The 14,965-nt window shown below is 69.2% G+C and carries 18 protein-coding genes; 10 read left to right on the top strand and 8 right to left on the bottom strand.

The window, feature by feature from the left end; genetic code table 11:
• On the bottom strand, positions 1 to 2,340 hold a 2,340-nt coding region (gene gyrA, locus VGE03_RS05000; RefSeq protein WP_331045365.1), incomplete at its 3' end, for a DNA gyrase subunit A.
• A 165-nt stretch (positions 2,341 to 2,505) separates the two neighbouring features.
• Here gyrA and VGE03_RS04995 point away from each other — a divergent pair.
• From VGE03_RS04995 to VGE03_RS04985, 3 genes are all read left to right on the top strand, one after another.
• A complete protein-coding gene (locus VGE03_RS04995) occupies positions 2,506 to 3,042 on the top strand; it encodes a superoxide dismutase family protein (RefSeq protein ID WP_414644889.1) in 537 nt (178 codons plus the stop codon).
• Positions 3,043 to 3,088: 46 nt separating this feature from the next.
• The gene (locus VGE03_RS04990; RefSeq protein WP_331045363.1) at positions 3,089 to 4,132 is read left to right on the top strand and encodes a 2OG-Fe(II) oxygenase; all 1,044 of its coding nucleotides are present in this window, start codon (positions 3,089 to 3,091) and stop codon (positions 4,130 to 4,132) included.
• A 79-nt stretch (positions 4,133 to 4,211) separates the two neighbouring features.
• Entirely contained in the window at positions 4,212 to 4,757 is a 546-nt protein-coding gene (locus VGE03_RS04985; protein WP_331045362.1) for a DUF7010 family protein, read from the top strand.
• Between the two features lie 358 nt (positions 4,758 to 5,115).
• Here VGE03_RS04985 and VGE03_RS04980 read toward each other — a convergent pair whose 3' ends face one another.
• Positions 5,116 to 6,966: an ABC transporter transmembrane domain-containing protein gene (locus VGE03_RS04980; protein ID WP_331045361.1), complete on the bottom strand. Its 1,851-nt coding sequence runs from the start codon at positions 6,964 to 6,966 to the stop codon at positions 5,116 to 5,118.
• 131 nt (positions 6,967 to 7,097) lie between these two features.
• Here VGE03_RS04980 and rpmE point away from each other — a divergent pair, with 131 nt between their 5' ends.
• Both rpmE and VGE03_RS04970 read left to right on the top strand, forming a co-directional pair.
• Positions 7,098 to 7,322 carry a 50S ribosomal protein L31 gene (rpmE, locus tag VGE03_RS04975; RefSeq protein WP_331045360.1) on the top strand — a complete coding sequence of 75 codons (225 nt, stop codon included), beginning with the start codon at positions 7,098 to 7,100 and terminating at the stop codon, positions 7,320 to 7,322.
• A 162-nt stretch (positions 7,323 to 7,484) separates the two neighbouring features.
• Complete coding sequence (locus VGE03_RS04970; protein ID WP_331045359.1) at positions 7,485 to 9,050, top strand: L,D-transpeptidase family protein; 1,566 nt, start codon at positions 7,485 to 7,487, stop codon at positions 9,048 to 9,050.
• A gap of 12 nt (positions 9,051 to 9,062) precedes the next feature.
• On the opposite strand, the gene VGE03_RS04965 is transcribed toward VGE03_RS04970, so the two are convergent.
• The 3 genes from VGE03_RS04965 to VGE03_RS04955 all read right to left on the bottom strand — a co-directional run bounded on the left by VGE03_RS04965 (position 9,063) and on the right by VGE03_RS04955 (position 10,265).
• The gene (locus VGE03_RS04965; protein WP_331045358.1) at positions 9,063 to 9,434 is read right to left on the bottom strand and encodes a hypothetical protein; all 372 of its coding nucleotides are present in this window, start codon (positions 9,432 to 9,434) and stop codon (positions 9,063 to 9,065) included.
• Positions 9,431 to 9,949, bottom strand: coding sequence for a DUF1465 family protein (locus tag VGE03_RS04960; protein ID WP_331045369.1), 519 nt, complete (start codon positions 9,947 to 9,949; stop codon positions 9,431 to 9,433). Before VGE03_RS04960 ends, VGE03_RS04965 begins: the two co-directional genes overlap by 4 nt.
• Positions 9,950 to 10,061: 112 nt before the next feature.
• On the bottom strand, positions 10,062 to 10,265 hold the full coding sequence (locus VGE03_RS04955) for a DUF1192 domain-containing protein (RefSeq protein WP_331045357.1): 204 nt from the start codon (positions 10,263 to 10,265) through the stop codon (positions 10,062 to 10,064).
• 79 nt (positions 10,266 to 10,344) lie between these two features.
• On the opposite strand from VGE03_RS04955, the gene VGE03_RS04950 reads away from it, so the two are divergent.
• The gene (locus VGE03_RS04950) at positions 10,345 to 11,316 is read left to right on the top strand and encodes an NAD(P)H-quinone oxidoreductase (RefSeq protein WP_331045356.1); all 972 of its coding nucleotides are present in this window, start codon (positions 10,345 to 10,347) and stop codon (positions 11,314 to 11,316) included.
• 6 nt (positions 11,317 to 11,322) lie between these two features.
• On the opposite strand, the gene VGE03_RS04945 is transcribed toward VGE03_RS04950, so the two are convergent.
• Entirely contained in the window at positions 11,323 to 11,679 is a 357-nt protein-coding gene (locus VGE03_RS04945) for a DUF1428 domain-containing protein (RefSeq protein ID WP_331045355.1), read from the bottom strand.
• 54 nt (positions 11,680 to 11,733) lie between these two features.
• Positions 11,734 to 12,339, bottom strand: a complete 606-nt coding sequence (locus tag VGE03_RS04940; protein ID WP_331045354.1) for a beta/gamma crystallin-related protein — start codon at positions 12,337 to 12,339, stop codon at positions 11,734 to 11,736.
• Positions 12,340 to 12,563: 224 nt separating this feature from the next.
• Here VGE03_RS04940 and VGE03_RS04935 point away from each other — a divergent pair, with 224 nt between their 5' ends.
• Complete coding sequence (locus tag VGE03_RS04935) at positions 12,564 to 13,235, top strand: DUF1013 domain-containing protein (protein ID WP_331045353.1); 672 nt, start codon at positions 12,564 to 12,566, stop codon at positions 13,233 to 13,235.
• A gap of 90 nt (positions 13,236 to 13,325) precedes the next feature.
• Here VGE03_RS04935 and VGE03_RS04930 read toward each other — a convergent pair whose 3' ends face one another.
• Positions 13,326 to 13,499 (bottom strand): YdcH family protein, encoded by a 174-nt coding sequence (locus tag VGE03_RS04930; RefSeq protein ID WP_331045352.1) that lies wholly within the window; start codon positions 13,497 to 13,499, stop codon positions 13,326 to 13,328.
• 128 nt (positions 13,500 to 13,627) lie between these two features.
• Here VGE03_RS04930 and VGE03_RS04925 point away from each other — a divergent pair, with 128 nt between their 5' ends.
• The 3 genes from VGE03_RS04925 to VGE03_RS04915 are packed head-to-tail and all read left to right on the top strand — an operon-like array spanning position 13,628 to position 14,958.
• The gene (locus tag VGE03_RS04925) at positions 13,628 to 14,215 is read left to right on the top strand and encodes a UbiX family flavin prenyltransferase (RefSeq protein ID WP_331045368.1); all 588 of its coding nucleotides are present in this window, start codon (positions 13,628 to 13,630) and stop codon (positions 14,213 to 14,215) included.
• Positions 14,212 to 14,694, top strand: a complete 483-nt coding sequence (locus VGE03_RS04920) for a TIGR02444 family protein (RefSeq protein ID WP_331045351.1) — start codon at positions 14,212 to 14,214, stop codon at positions 14,692 to 14,694. The genes VGE03_RS04925 and VGE03_RS04920 overlap by 4 nt, the downstream gene beginning before the upstream one ends.
• A gap of 39 nt (positions 14,695 to 14,733) precedes the next feature.
• Positions 14,734 to 14,958 carry a YdcH family protein gene (locus VGE03_RS04915; protein WP_331045350.1) on the top strand — a complete coding sequence of 75 codons (225 nt, stop codon included), beginning with the start codon at positions 14,734 to 14,736 and terminating at the stop codon, positions 14,956 to 14,958.
• Positions 14,959 to 14,965: the final 7 nt, after the last annotated feature.

Here is a 14,965-nt window from a genome sequence, read left to right as displayed (position 1 = left end):
GGCCTCGGCCGGGGCCGCGTCCTCTTCCGCATCCGCGCCCGCCAGCGCCTTGCGCATGGCGTTGGCGTGCTTGACGTAGGCGGCGCGCTCTTCCGGCGTGGCGTCCACGCGGCCCAGCACGGCCATCGAGATGACCTCGTCCCCGTCCTGCAGGCGCACGCCCCGGACGCCGGTCGAATCCCGCCCCTTGAACACCCGCACGTCGTCGGCCTTGAAGCGGATCGCCCGGCCCAGCGCCGTCGTCAGCATGACGTCGTCCTCGGCGGTGCACAGGGCGACACCAACCATGCGGTCATTGTCTTCCAGCTTCATCGCGATCTTGCCGGCGCGATTCACCGTGGCGAAGTCCGACAGCTTGTTCCGGCGCACGTCGCCCGAGCTGGTCGCGAACATGATGTCGTAGTCGCCCCACTCCGCCTCGTTCTCCGGCAGGGGCAGCACGTTCATGATGCTGTCGCCCGGCTCGATCGGCAGCAGGTTCACGAAGGCCTTGCCGCGCGACTGCGGATTGCCCAGCGGCAGACGCCAGGTCTTCAGCTTGTAGGCCTTGCCGTTGGTGGCGAAGAACAGCACCGGCGTATGGGTCGAGGCCGAGAAGACGCCGACCACGGCGTCGTCTTCCTTCATCGCCACGCCGCTGCGGCCCTTCCCGCCGCGGTGCTGGGTCCGGTAGGCGTTCAGCGCCACGCGCTTCACATAGCCGCCGTGGGTCACGGTCACGACCATGTCCTCGCGCGGGATCAGGTCCTCGTCCTCCATCTCCCCGTCGCCTTCCCCGATCAGGGTGCGACGCGGCACGGCGAACTCGTCCTTCACGGCGATCAGGTCGGCGCGGACCACGGCCAGGATGTTGGCGCGGTCCGACAGCAGGGTCAGGTGTTCCTGGATGGTCCCGGCCAGTTCACGGGCCTCGCCGAAGATGTCGTCACGGCCCAGGCCGGTCAGACGCGACAGGGTCAGGGCCAGGATGGCGCGGGCCTGCTCGTCGGTCAGGTTCAGCTTGTCGCCGTCCACCAGCATCGAGCGCGGGTCGGCGATCAGCTCGACCAGGGCGATCATGTCGCCCACCGGCCAGCTCTTGGCCTGCAGACGCTCGCGCGCCTCGGTCGGATCGGCCGACGAGCGGATGATGTGGATCACCTCGTCGATATTGGCCACGGCAACGGCCAGACCGACCAGGACGTGGCCGCGGTCGCGGGCCTTGCCCAGTTCATACTTGGTGCGGCGGACGATGACCTCTTCCCGGAACTCCAGGAAGGCTTCCAGCAGCTGGCGCAGGCCCATCTGCTCGGGACGGCCGTGGTTCAGCGCCAGCATGTTGACGCCGAACGACGACTGCATGGCCGTGTAGCGCCACAGCTGGTTCAGGACCACGTCGCCCGAGGCGTCGCGCTTCAGCTCTACCACCATCCGCATGCCGTCGCGGTCGGACTCGTCGCGGACGTCGGCGATGCCCTCGATGCGCTTCTCGCGGACCAGTTCGACGATGCGCTCGATCAGGGTCTGCTTGTTCACCTGATAGGGCAGTTCGGTGACGATGATCGCCTCGCGATCCTTGCGGATCGTCTCGATCGACGCCTTGCCGCGCACGATGACCGAGCCGCGGCCGTCACGCAGGGCGTTGCGCGGAGCCGTGCGGCCCATGATCTCGCCGCCGGTAGGGAAGTCCGGGCCCGGCACGATGTCCAGCAGGGTCTCGTCCGAGATGTTCGGCTCGTCCAGCAGGGCCACCGCCGCGTCGATCACCTCGCCGAGGTTATGCGGGGGAATGTTGGTCGCCATGCCGACGGCGATGCCGCCCGCGCCGTTGACCAGCAGGTTCGGGATCCGGGACGGCAGGACGACCGGCTCCAGCTCCTTCTCGTCGTAGTTCGGCTGGAAATCGACCGTGTCCTTGTCGATGTCGGCCAGCAGGGCCACGGCGGCCGGGGCCATCCGGGCCTCGGTGTAACGCATCGAGGCCGGCATATCGCCGTCGACCGAGCCGAAATTGCCCTGGCCGTCGACCAGCATCAGCCCCATCGAGAACGGCTGCGCCATGCGCACCAGCGCCATATAGACCGAGGCGTCGCCGTGCGGGTGGAAGCGACCCAGCACGTCACCGACCACGCGCGCGCACTTCGAATACGCCCGCTCGGGCGACATCTTCAGGTCGTGCATCGAGTACAGGATGCGGCGGTGCACCGGCTTCAGGCCGTCGCGCGCGTCCGGCAGCGCCCGGCTCACGATCACGCTCATGGCGTAGTCGAGGTACGAGCGGCGCAGCTCGTCTTCGATGGTAATGGTGGAGATGTCGCCGCCCGCCGGGGCTGCGGCGTTGTCGTAGGTGTCGTCGGTCAAGGAAATCAGGCTTTAAATGGCCGGAATCGGAACGTGATCCGCTATCCGGTTTTCTAGCATCCGGGGCGTTCTTAAGCAAAACGAACGCCCGGCTTTCAGGCTTGTACACAGGGATTTTCGACCATGCGCCAGCGCCTCCTCGCCGCCGTCCTCGCCGCCCCGCTGATGATGGGCGCTTCCGGAGCGTTCGCGCAGTCCGCGGCGCCCGCTCCGGCCGCCCCGTCCGCCGCCCCGCCGCAGCCCGTCGTCACCGCCGCCCTGAAGACGCCCGACGGCGCCGACGCGGGCGTGGTCCGGGGCTTCGAGGGCCCGATGGGGATGATCTTCCGGGTCGAGGGTAAGGGCTGGACGCCCGGCTGGCACGCCGTCCACCTGCACGCGGTCGGCTCGTGCGAGGCGCCGGGCTTCACCTCGGCCGGCGGCCATGTGAACCACGCCCAAGGCGCCCGTCCGCACGGCCTGCTCAACGATGAGGGCGGCCCCGATCTGGGCGACCTGCAGAACGTCTTCGCCCACGCCGACGGCACGGCCAACGCCGACGTCTACCTCGCCTGGGCCGGGCTCGACGCCCACGAGGAGCACTACGTCGACGGCGACGGCCTGTCCTTCGTCGTCCACGCCAACCCCGACGACTACGTCAGCCAACCCATCGGCGGCGCCGGCGCCCGGGTCGCGTGTGGCGTGTTCCAGCCCGCGGGCTGACCCTCAAGACTTGAATTCAAACGGCCATGCCGCGCATCGTGACGGCATGGCCCTGATGTTCGGCGACTCCGCACCCACCTTCTCCGTCCAGGGCGTCAGCAATCCGCGCTACGTCTTCGACACCGCCGCCGGGCGGTATCTGGTGCTGGCCGTCGTGCCCGCGGGCCCGGCCGTCGAGCGCGCCCTGGCGACCATCGAGGCCGGTCGCGCCCCCTTCAACGACCAGCACGCCAGCGCCTTCGTCATGGTCGTCGGCCCCGACGAGGCCCGCGACAGCCGTCAGGACAGCCTGCCCGGCCTGCGCTTCCTGTTCGACCCTGACGGCGCCGCCGCCGCGCGCTACGAGGCCGCACAGACCGAGCGCTGGTTCCTGATCGACCCGGCCCTGCACATCATGGGCGCGGTCGGCGCCGAGGGCGCCGCCGCCCTGATCGCCCGCGTCGCCGCCCTGCCCCCGCCTGCCCAACACGGCGGCTTCCCGGCCATGGCGCCGGTGCTGGTCACCCCCCGCATCTTCGAGCCCGGCTTCTGCGAGCGCCTGATCGACCTGTATCGCCAGACCGGCGGCGAGCCGTCCGGCTTCATGCGCGAGGTCGACGGCGTCACCACCCTGATGATGAACGACCAGCACAAGCGCCGCTCGGACGTTATCATCGAGGACGACCCGCTTCAGAAGCAGGTTGTCGCCCGCCTGACCCGCCGGCTGGTCCCCCAGATCGAAAAGGCGTTCAATTTCAAGCCGACACGCATCGAGCGCTATCTGGTCGCCCGCTATGACGCCGAGACCGGCGGCTTCTTCCGCCCGCACCGGGACAACACCACCAAGGGCACCGCCCACCGCCGCTTCGCCGTCTCGATCAATCTGAACAGCGACTACGACGGCGGCGACCTGCGCTTCCCCGAGTTCGGCGACCGCACCTACCGCCCGCCGCCCGGCGGCGCCTGCGTCTTCTCCTGTTCGATCCTGCACGAGGCGACCCCGGTCACCCGCGGCGAACGCTTCGCCTTCCTGCCCTTCCTCTACGATGAGGCGTCGGCGCAGGTGCGGGCGGAGAACCTGAAATTCCTCGATCCGGCCCTGACGGCCTGAGGCGTCGCCGAAATCCGCGAAGCTTCACATCAGGCCTCGCCGTGATAGGTCTCGGAGCAAAAGGGGGGATTCAGGGACAATGCAGATCACAGCCGCACAGCAGGACATGGCCGCCGCCCACGTACGGGGCGCGCCGGGTGTCCTTGTCTCCGGCCTTGTCTGGCTCATCGCCGGCGGGGTGTGGGCGCATCATGACCTGGCGACCGGCTTCACCGCGCTGTTCGTCGGCGGCATCCTGATCTTCCCCGCCTCGCTGCTCATTTCGCGGCTGGTCTTCCGGGCGCCCAAGGCGGCGCGGGGCAATCCGCTCGAACGCCTGGCGCTTGAGAGCACCTTCGTCCTGTTCGCCGGCCTGTTCCTCGCCTGGTGCTTCCTGCGCGTGGCGCCCGAACTGGCCTTCCCGGCCATGGCCGTCGCCATCGGCGTCCGCTACTTCGTCTTCCGCACAGTCTACGGCGCCGCGATCTACTGGATCCTCGGCGGCGCCCTGGCGATCACGGGCGCCCTCGCGGCCCTGCGGATCGTCACCCTTCCCGTCAACGTGGCCCTGATCATCGGCGCCGTCGAGGTGGGCTTCTCCATCGTGATCTTCCTGCGCCGCAAGAAGACCGCCGCAACCACCTGAACCGCCCCATCGCGGACAGGGCGCGCCCGCGCCCCGCTCTCTTGCCATCCCGGAAGCGCCGTAGGCGCTATCCGGGACGCCCGATCTTCTTCCCGCCCCCCCGGAAATCGCGCAGCAATTATCCGGGAGCAGGGCTGAGCCCGGATCGCCCCGTCGCCGTCCCCGGCTCTCCGCTTCGCTTCGGCCGGGATGACAAGCGCCATACGTCCATTTCTGACGCATCGGCGTGCCAGACTTCACGCCGTTGGGTCTTTGAAATCAGACAGCGACGCGGGGGTTGAGCACGTGCACCACACCCCGTCTCACGGGAAAAAGTGCACAATGTGCACTCCATTTTTTTCGGAGTGCACTTTTCGCCTCAGCCGCCCTTGAACTGCAGTTCGGCCAGATGGGCGTACAGGCCGCCCTTGGCGATCAGGGCGGCGTGCGTGCCCTCCTCGACCACCTTGCCGTCCTCCATCACCACGATGCGGTCGGCGCGCAGGACGGTGGCCAGACGGTGGGCGATGACCAGAGTCGTCCGCGTCTCCATCGCCTGATCCAGCGCCGCCTGCACCAGACGCTCGCTCTCGGCGTCCAGCGCCGAGGTGGCCTCGTCCAGCAGCAGGATCGGCGCCTCGCGCACCAGCGCCCGCGCAATGGCCAGACGTTGCCGCTGGCCGCCCGACAGGCTCTTGCCGCGCTCGCCCAGCGGGGTCGCGAACTGTTCCGGCAGGGCCTCGATGAAGCCCAGGGCCTGCGCCTCCTCGGCGGCCGCGCGAACTTCCTCATCGGTCGCAGCTTCGCGGCCGAAGCGAATGTTTTCACTGGCGGAACCCGAGAACAGCGGCGCCTCCTGCGAGACCCAGGCGAAGCGGTTGCGGACCTCGGTCGGATCGGCATCGCGCACGTCCACCCCGTCCACGCTCACCACGCCGCCCTGCGGATCGTAGAAGCGTAGCAGCAGGCGGAAGACGGTCGACTTGCCCGCCCCCGACGGCCCGACCAGGGCCACCGTCTCACCCGGCCGCACGGTCAGGCTGAAGCCCTTGAGCGCCGGCAGGTCCGGACGGCCCGGATAGGCGAACTCCACCGCCGACATCGACACCTCGCCGACCGGCGGCTGCGGCAGGGCCTTGGGCTGCTCCGGCGCGGCGATCGCCGCCTGCGCCCGCATAAGCTCATCGATCCGCTCCATGGCGCCCGCGGCCTTCTGGACGTCGCCCCAGCTCTCGCCGAGCGCCCCTACGGCGCCCGCCGCGAACACCGACAGCAGCACGAACTGCAGCAGCGCCCCCGGGCTCATCCGGCCCGAGATCACATCCTGCGCGCCCAGCCACAGCACCAGGGTCACGCCGCCGAACATCACCACGATGATCATGGCGGTCATCAGGGCCCGGGCCCGCATCCGGGTCAGGGAGGCGCTGAAGGCGTCCTCGACCGCCGCGCCGAACCGGGCCACCGCCCCGCCGACCCGGCCGAAGGCCTGCACCGTCTCGATGGCGTCCACGCTCTCGCCGGCGAAGCCCACGGCGCCGGCGAACCGGTCCTGGGTCGCCACCGTCAGCTTCCGCACCCGGCGGCCAAACAGGAAGATCGGCCCCAGCAGCAGCGGCACCACCAGCAGCACCAGCCCGGTCAGCTTGGGGCTGACCACGAACAGCAGGATGATCCCGCCGATCAGGGTCAGGAAGTTGCGCAGGGCGAACGACACCGAGGTCGTCATCAGGGTCTCGACCAGGGCGATGTCCGTGGTCAGGCGGCTCAGCACCTCCCCGGTGCGGATGCGCGCATAGAAGGCCGGGTCCAGCGTCAGGATGCGGTCGAACAGCCCCTTGCGCAGGTCGGCCACGACCCGCTCGCCGGTCTTGGTGACATAGAAATAGCGAACCGCCGTCGCGATGCCGAGGAACAGGGCGTTTCCGCCCAGCATCAGGAACCACAGGTTCAGATGGGCGCCGCCGTTCTCGAATCCGTGGTCGATGGCCCCGCGCGCCGCGGCGGTCAGGCTCAGCGACGAAACCGTCGACAGGATCAGCCAGAACCCGGCCAGAGCCAGATGCCCCTTGTGCCGCAGCGCATAGGGCAGCAGACGGGCCAGGGGGCGGACATCCCGGCGTTTTTCGCGGCGATCCCCGGCCTCGGCCATCTGCTCGGCCAGCTGGGCGCCCGCGCCGGGGCGTCCGCGCAAGTCGGCGGCGTCACTGAGAGGGGCGTTCACGTCGGTCATGCGGCGCTCTTGCCCCGGAACGCCCCCCGGTGTAAACGCCGCCGCTCACTCCCGCCGGGCTTTCGGCGGGTTTCTCATTTTACGCGCACAGACGGTCGGCATCGTCATCGCGCAGAGACCGGACGACGACCATGAAAGCGGACACGCACCCCGACTACCACTTCATCACTGTCGTGATGACCGATGGCACCTCGTACCAGACCCGTTCGACCTACGGGAAAGAGGGCGCGACCCTGAACCTGGACATCGATCCGACCACCCACCCGGCCTGGACCGGCGGCAACCAGGCGATGCTGGACCGCGGCGGCCGCGTTTCGCGCTTCAACAACAAGTTCGCCGGCTTCATGAAGAAGTAAGGTCTGGCTTTCCAGCCACACCGCTTCGGCAAGACGAAAAGAAGGCGTCGGTCCCCGGGACCGGCGCCTTTCTGTTTTTCCGGAACGTCGATAAGGTCGCCGCGTTGGCTTTCGGGGCGTGGGCGCTGTGTCCGTGCGACGGAACGGACGAAGAGCGACGTGATGAATCGACGGCAATTGGGTCTGGGCGCGGCGGTTTCGGCCCTGGCGTCCTCGTTCGGCGCAACGGCGCTGGCGCAGACCCGTGATCCCGGCGCGGTCGCCTTCTACGACAGCTTCAACGACCAGCTGGCGCGCCTGCCCGCGACGCTGCAGCCGGACGTCCGCACCTTTTACGAGATGAACGGCTGGCGTCCGGTGTGGACCGCCGATCGCGTCCGCACCCTGCAATCCTCGGCCGCGCGCGCCGAGCGCCACGGCCTGTCGCAGGGCGACTTCTTCGACTTCCCCGCCCTGGCCGCCGACCGCGCGGGCGGGGAGATGAAGACCACCGCCGCGGCCATGACCTATGCCCGCGTCCTCGCCGAGGGCCGCGTCCGTCCCGAGACGGTCGAGGACCTGTGGGAGATGCAGAAGAATCGCGTCGACCTGCCCGCCGGCCTGAACGACGCCCTGGCCACCAACCGCCTGCTCGACTGGTTCGAGGGTCTGGCCCCGACCGACATCGGCTATTCCAACCTCTCGGCCGGCTATGTCCGCTACCGCCGCCTGATCCGCGACAACAACGGCGGCTGGCCCGCTTTCCGCGTCGGCGCCAACATCGAGCCGGGGGCCAGCGACCCGCGCATCCCGGTCATCATCCAGCGTCTGGTGGCCGAAGGCGACCTGTCGGCCGCCGACGGCGCCCGGATCGCCGCCATGGGCACGGTTTACGGCCCTGACCTGCAGACCGGCGTCCGCAGCTTCCAGGCCCGCCACGGCCTGGTGTCCGACGGCCGCATCGGCACCGGCACCCAGCGCTCGCTCTCGGCCTCCGCCGAGGACCGGGCCCGCCAGATCGCCCTGAACCTGGAACGCCGCCGCTGGCTGAAGCGCGACCTCCAGCCCGAGCGGATCGAGGTCAACACCGCCGCCGCCATCATGGTCTACTGGAAGGACGGTCGTCCGGTTCACTCGAACCGGGTCGTCGTCGGCGCGGCCGCGACCCAGACCCCCAGCCTCGAGAAGCCGTTCGCCTCCGTGGTGGCCAATCCGCCCTGGTACGTCCCGGCCGGCATCGCCCGGAACGAGATCCTCCCGCGCGGCCCGGCCTATCTGGCCAGCCAGAACATGTACGTCCAGAACGGCACGGTCATCCAGCGCGCCGGCCCGACGGCCGCCCTCGGCTACGTGAAGTTCGAGCTGCGCGACAGCTACGCCATCTTCCTGCACGACACGCCGTCCAAGGCGGCGTTCAACCTGGCCATGCGCCAGCGCAGCCACGGCTGCGTGCGGGTCCAGAACGCGGTCGACTTCGCCCGCCTGCTGCTGTCGCCGGACCCCGCACTCCTGTCCCAGTTCGACACCGCCCAGGACACGCGCGAGACCAAGCGCATCCAGGTCGGCCGTGAGATTGGCGTGCGCCTGCTGTACTGGACCGCCTTCGTCGACGGCCAGGGCCGCGTGGCCTTCCGCGAGGATGTCTACGAGCGGGACGCCAAGCTGGCGGAAGCCCTGGGCATCGGCGTCAGCCTGCCGCGTCCGGTCGATGACGGCCGCGGTCGCGACGCCAACGACGTCGGGCCGTAAGGCCCGGGGTTTTCAGGGAAGACGGTCGGCGTCGATCCGCATGGCGGCGCAGCCCGAGATCACCACATCGACCCGGTGCGGCCGGCCGGCGGAGACATGTCCGCCGGTCGCCCGGTAGACCCCCTCCCCGTCACGGCAAACGGCGCGCACCGCGCCGTCGCCCCTGAAGGTCGCCAGCCGGAACAGCCGCTGCCCGCCCTTCAGTTCGCCGGACCAGGCGAAGTCGCCCGCCCGGGTGGCGCTGACCTCGACCGTCAGCGCCGCGTCCCCGCGATTGTCGATGATGACGAGGGATCGCCCGCTCCAGACCACCGCCCCGGCCAACAGGGCGAGCACCAGAACCGCCCCGCCCAGGGCGATCAGCAGGCGCCGGGCGCCCTTCACTGGCGGAAGGCCGCGGCCAGCCGGTCCAGTTGGCTCTGGACGGGATTGACCGCCTCTTCCTCGGGCGCATCCAGATACATCTTGCGGTCCAGGTGCAGGACCCGGTCGTACAGACGCTCGGAGCGGACCAGATACTCGATCAGGGCGATCGGCAGGTCGCTGTGCGTCGGCTCGGCCTCGACCTTCCGGTCGGCCAGACGGTAGCGGGGCTCGCAGGCGGCCAGGGCCGACATGTCCCCTTCGCGCACGGCCCGCTGCACCAGCAGCCAGGACGCGATCTGCATCAGGCGGGTGGTCAGCTTCATGCTCTCGCCCGCATAGGCCAGGGCGGCGGCGCGCGACAGCAGCTTGGATTCCCGACGCCCGTCGCCGTCCAGATAGGCGGCGGTCTCCTCGACCAGCTCCATCCCCTCGCGGAAGGTGCGGTCGAACAGTTCCGAGCGCGCGAAATCGTCCACCACCGCCTCGCGGCTGCGGCCCGTAGGCGTCAGAAGGGTGGTGTCGTTGGTGGACATGAACTCAACCAAACTCATGGAATGCGCGTATCCGTATCACGACCGGCACAGATGCGCGCGGCCGGACAGCCAACTGCAACGCCTGTGCCATGCACGTAACCGGGGAAAACAGTCAGCTGCGGAAATTGAATAGCGCATCCGCGGCGTTACGCTGCGAGGACTTGCCGTCGATCGCGGTCTGGGACCGGGCGATCTCGGCCTGCAGGGTCTCGATTCGCTCCTTCAGGTCCTCGACCGAATAGCCGTCCAGATCCTCGCGCGTCAGGGCGATCAGCGGGGCGCCTCGCGCCGGCCGCGGCTCAAGATCCTCGAACATCGTCGCCTCCTTCGTGGTCATCAGGGACGCAAACCCCTATCTGAACGCCCGGATACGGATGATTGCAAGGACGACGCACATGCGGGTGATCGAGATCGCGGGCGGGGCCGGTCCCGCCGAGGCCCTGATCCCGGCCGAGCGTCCCGATCCGGTCCCCGGCCCCGGCCAGATCCTCATCCGCGTGCACGCCGCCGGCGTGAACCGTCCCGATTTGCTCCAGCGCAACGGTCTGTACCCTCCGCCGCCCGGCGCCTCCGACCTCCTCGGCCTCGAGGTCGCGGGCGAGGTCGCGCAGCTGGGCGACGGCGTCACGCGCTGGGCCGTCGGCGACCGGGTCTGCGCCCTGCTGGGCGGCGGCGGCTATGCCGAACAGGTGGTGGTCGACGCCCGCCACGCCCTGCCCCTCCCCGCCGAGGTCGATTTCGTCCAGGCCGCCGGCCTGCCCGAGACCGTCTGCACCGTCTTCGCCAATGTCTTTGAAGCGGGCGCGCTGAAGGCGGGCGAGACCCTGCTGGTGCACGGCGCGACCAGCGGCATCGGCGTCACCGCCATTCGCATGGCCAAGGCCGTGGGCGCCCGCGTCATCGCCACTTCGCGCGGCGCCGCCAAGACGCAGGCGGCGCTGGATCTGGGCGCGGACCTCAGCCTCGACGCCACCGCCGGCGACATGACCGCCGCCATCCGTGACTTCGGCGGCGTCGATGTGGTGCTGGACATGCTGGGCGCCGACTACGCCGAACTCAATCAGGCGGTGTTGAAGCCCTTCGGCCGCTGGGTGGTGATCGCCACCCTCACCGGTGCGATGGCGCAGATCGACCTGCTGAAGCTGATGATGAAGCGGATCGTCCTGACCGGCTCGACCCTGCGGGCCCGTCCGGCGGACGAGAAGGCCCGGCTGATCGCCGCCGTCGAGGCGACCGTCTGGCCCTGGCTGGCGTCGGGCGCCCTGCGCCTGCCGGTCGAGGCGACCTTCCCGCTGGCGCGGGCCGCCGAGGCGCATCGCCGGCTGGAAGGCGGCGATCATGTCGGCAAGATCGTACTGACCGCCTGAGACGGCCTACATCTCCAGCAGGGTCGTGAACCCGCCGTAGATCATCCGCTTGCCGTCGAAGGGCGCATCGCCCATCCCGCTGCCCTTGATGCGGGGATCCTCCATCACCTGGGCGTTCACCGAGTCCCGGTGCGCGCGCGAGTCATAGGTGATCCAGGAAAAGACGACGGCCTCGTTGTCCTTCGCCTGCACCGCGCGGGGGAAGGACGTCAGCTCGCCATAGGGCACGTCGTCGGCCACGCACTCGACATACTGGCGCGCGCCGTACTCCTTCCAGACCTCGCCGGCCTTGCGGGAGAACTCGCGGTACTCATCGATCCGGTCCCTCGGGACCGCCAGCACGAAACCGTCGACATAGGTCATGGGAGGCTCCTTCCTTGCGAAAGGAAGCCTCCCGACCCGGAAGCGGTTCCGGTGTTACCAGCGGCCGCCGCCGCGACGCACCGGGCGCAGCGACGAGATACGGTCGTTCATCCCCCACTGCTGCAGGTTCCGCACGTCGCCGGTGAAGGTCCGGCAGCTGCCGCGATAGTAGGCGTCGGTGCAGGCCTCCCACTCGCCGCGCACCTGCATCGAGCTGATGGCGTCATTCATGCCCGAGTTGGCCAGGTTGGGGATGGCGTCCTGGAAATTGTACGAGGCGCCGCGATAGTTGGAGTCCCGGAACACGGTGATCGAGGCGCGACCGCCCCAGCCGCCGCCGGGGCCGCCGTTGCCCGGACCGCCGCCGCCCGGACGATCCTCATAGTCGCCACGGAAGGGGCCGCAGACCAGCAGGCCGTCCTCGTTGCGAATCTCGTAGCTGCTGCACCGGTTCAGCTCGATCGAGGTGCCCCGTATTTCACCGCGGCGCGTGCGACAGTCGGCATACAGGCGTCCGCGGTTCACGTATTCGCCGCTGCACGAGTCGCGATAGTCGCCACGCGGCGCCACGCGCTCCTGACCGCCACCCATGGCGGGCGCCCGCTCCTGGCCGTCACCGGCCGACATCAACGCCACCGCCGCAAGGGTCTCGATAAACATGGGGTCCTCCCAGTGCCAAGCTGGCGCAACAACGCGCCGATGAGGCCTATGTTCAACAGCCAAGGTGAACCTTGGCTGTACGGCGCTGTTCGGGATCGTTTCTTTTTTCGGCGAATAGGCCTATATCCGTAACATCAGCGCCCGGCCGAAAGGTCGGGCGCCGTCGTATCCGGAACCCGCCAGACCCCGTCCCGGCGGGCCCAAACCAAGAAGCGAAAACGCGCATGACCGACATTCTGATGCCCAAGGCCACCGCGGTCTGGATGGTCGACAACACCTCGCTGACGTTCGAGCAGATCGCCGACTTCTGCGGCCTGCACCCGCTGGAAGTGCGCGGCATCGCCGACGGCGACGTGGCCCGCGACATCCGCGGCGTCGACCCCATCACCGGCGGCCAGCTGACCCGCGAAGAACTGGACAAGGCCCAGGAAGACCCGAACTACCGCATGAAGGCCGTGGTCAGCCGCCACGCCGAACTGCTGAAGTCGGCCAAGCCCGCGCCGAAATACACCCCGGTTTCGCGTCGTCAGGACCGCCCGGACGCCATCGCCTGGTTCGTCCGCAACCACCCGGAAGTGACCGACGCCCAGATCTCCAAGCTGCTCGGCACCACCAAGGCCACCATCGAGACCGTGCGTAATCGCACGCACTGGAACTCGGCCAACATCAAGCCCGTCGACCCGGTGACCCTCGGCCTCGTCGGCCAGCTGGCGCTGGACGAACTGGTCAAGAAGGCCGCCGACAAGAAGGCCAAGGACGACGCCAAGCGCGGCGGCGCCACCCTGCAGTCGGTCGACGCCCCGGTCGAGCCGGAAGAGCCCGAGTTCGTCCCGGAAGAGCGCGAGCGCCGCGGCGCCGAGCCGACCGCCGAGTCGGTCTTCGGTCCGCGCGACTAAGGACGGAGTCCCTCCCCCACGGGGGAGGAACAAAAAACGGCCCCGGAGAGCGATCTCCGGGGCCGTTGTCATTTCGGGAGGCGGGGCGCCCTAGTGGGTCCGGGCCTCCAGACTGGTGATCTCTTCCTTGAGCCGGAGCTTCTGCTGCTTGAGCTCCCTTACGCGAAGCGAGTCCGTTGCCGGGTTCCGGATCTCGCGCTGGATGGTTTCATCCAGGCTGCGGTGACGGTTTCCCAGTTCGCGGATACGAGCTTCGATGGTCATGGCTTGCGCCTCCATGTCTAAGGGACCACTAGAGTGAGCGCCCGGCTTGACCGCCTGTAGAATCACATTCCGGTGAGGCTGGCGGCCCGCCGGACCGCACGACCCTGGAGCCCGAATTGGCCGAAGATTTGAACGGAGCCGTATCGGCCACGCCCCGTCGCCTCATCGTCGGGATTTCCGGAGCATCCGGCGTGACTTACGGCATCCGCGCCCTGGACGCCCTGCGGGAGCTCGGCGTGGAGAGCCACCTGGTCGTCAGTCGCGCGGCCCTGCTCACTTTGTCGCAGGAGACCGATCTGTCCGCGGACGATCTGACCGGCCGCGCGGACGTGGTTCACAAACTGGCTGACGTGGGCGCCGCGATCGCCTCCGGCTCGTTCCGCACCATGGGCATGCTCATCGCGCCCTGCTCGGTGCGGACCATGGGCGAGATCGCCACCGGGGTGACCTCGACCCTGCTGACCCGCGCCGCCGACGTGGTCCTGAAGGAACGCCGCCCGCTGGTGCTGATGGTCCGGGAGACGCCGTTCCACCTGGGCCACCTGCGCACCATGACGGCCCTGGCCGAAATGGGCGCCACCATCGCCCCGCCCCTGCCCGCCTTCTATGCGAAGCCGACCTCGATCGAGGAGATGGTCGACCAGTCGGTCGGGCGCGCGCTGGACGTCTTCGGTCTGGACTGGTCCGCCGTGAAACGCTGGGACGGCCTGAAATGAGCGACGCCGGACCGCCCGGCCTCTGGGCGTGGTCGCTCGAGGCCTGGAAGGCCGACGGCGTCGAGACCGCCGGCCTCGATCTGCAGGACGCCGAGGGCCAGAACCTGCCGTTGATGCTCTGGGCCGCCTGGTGCGCACAGACGGGCCGCGCACCCGACGCCGACGACATCGAGGCCGCCTGCGACACCGCCCGCGTCTGGCAGGAGACCACGGTCGCCCCCCTTCGCGCCGTCCGCCGCCAGCTCAAGAGCCGCATGCCCGATTTCGACGATGACGACCGCGAGGCCATCCGCGCCCAGGTGAAGGCCATCGAACTGGACGCCGAGCGCCGTCTGCTGGCCGCGCTGGAGGCCCTCGCCCCCGCTCCGTCGGGCGGCGCCCGGCCGGTGTTTCCCGCCCTCATCGCCGTGGCGCGCGAGTGGTCGCCGATCACCCCGCGCCGCTCGCTGGAACTGTTCGCCCAACGCCTTCCGGCCTGACCTCCGGCACGCTATAACCGCCCGGTCCGGGACCCCAGTATGAACGACGACGAACCGTTTCTCACCGAGGAAGAGCTGGCGCTTCACGCGCGGCTGAAAGAGCTCCAGACGGAGCACGCTGACCTCGACGCCTCGATCGAGGCGCTCGGCCACATGCCGATCCCCGACCAGCTGATGATCGCGCGCCTGAAGCGCAAGAAGCTGACCCTGCGCGACGAGATCGTGAAGATCGAGGCCCGGATCCTGCCGGACATCATCGCCTGAGGGCCGG

The organism is Brevundimonas sp. (assembly GCF_036400995.1).
Lineage (GTDB): Bacteria > Pseudomonadota > Alphaproteobacteria > Caulobacterales > Caulobacteraceae > Brevundimonas.
This window is presented reverse-complemented; position numbering and strand designations above follow the sequence as displayed.

Excerpts from the sequence above, each read along its gene's own strand:
- VGE03_RS04920 (WP_331045351.1), top strand. The coding sequence starts at position 14,212 with ATGAGCGACGCCGGACCGCCCGGCCTCTGGGCGTGGTCGCTCGAGGCC.
- rpmE (WP_331045360.1), top strand. The coding sequence starts at position 7,098 with ATGAAAGCGGACACGCACCCCGACTACCACTTCATCACTGTCGTGATG.
- VGE03_RS04960 (WP_331045369.1), bottom strand. The coding sequence starts at position 9,949 with ATGTCCACCAACGACACCACCCTTCTGACGCCTACGGGCCGCAGCCGC.
- VGE03_RS04985 (WP_331045362.1), top strand. The coding sequence starts at position 4,212 with ATGCAGATCACAGCCGCACAGCAGGACATGGCCGCCGCCCACGTACGG.
- VGE03_RS04945 (WP_331045355.1), bottom strand. The coding sequence starts at position 11,679 with ATGACCTATGTCGACGGTTTCGTGCTGGCGGTCCCGAGGGACCGGATC.
- VGE03_RS04915 (WP_331045350.1), top strand. The coding sequence starts at position 14,734 with ATGAACGACGACGAACCGTTTCTCACCGAGGAAGAGCTGGCGCTTCAC.
- VGE03_RS04990 (WP_331045363.1), top strand. The coding sequence starts at position 3,089 with ATGGCCCTGATGTTCGGCGACTCCGCACCCACCTTCTCCGTCCAGGGC.
- VGE03_RS04940 (WP_331045354.1), bottom strand. The coding sequence starts at position 12,339 with ATGTTTATCGAGACCCTTGCGGCGGTGGCGTTGATGTCGGCCGGTGAC.
- VGE03_RS04995 (WP_414644889.1), top strand. The coding sequence starts at position 2,506 with ATGATGGGCGCTTCCGGAGCGTTCGCGCAGTCCGCGGCGCCCGCTCCG.
- VGE03_RS04970 (WP_331045359.1), top strand. The coding sequence starts at position 7,485 with ATGAATCGACGGCAATTGGGTCTGGGCGCGGCGGTTTCGGCCCTGGCG.
- VGE03_RS04980 (WP_331045361.1), bottom strand. The coding sequence starts at position 6,966 with ATGACCGACGTGAACGCCCCTCTCAGTGACGCCGCCGACTTGCGCGGA.
- VGE03_RS04930 (WP_331045352.1), bottom strand. The coding sequence starts at position 13,499 with ATGACCATCGAAGCTCGTATCCGCGAACTGGGAAACCGTCACCGCAGC.
- VGE03_RS04935 (WP_331045353.1), top strand. The coding sequence starts at position 12,564 with ATGACCGACATTCTGATGCCCAAGGCCACCGCGGTCTGGATGGTCGAC.
- VGE03_RS04950 (WP_331045356.1), top strand. The coding sequence starts at position 10,345 with ATGCGGGTGATCGAGATCGCGGGCGGGGCCGGTCCCGCCGAGGCCCTG.
- VGE03_RS04955 (WP_331045357.1), bottom strand. The coding sequence starts at position 10,265 with ATGTTCGAGGATCTTGAGCCGCGGCCGGCGCGAGGCGCCCCGCTGATC.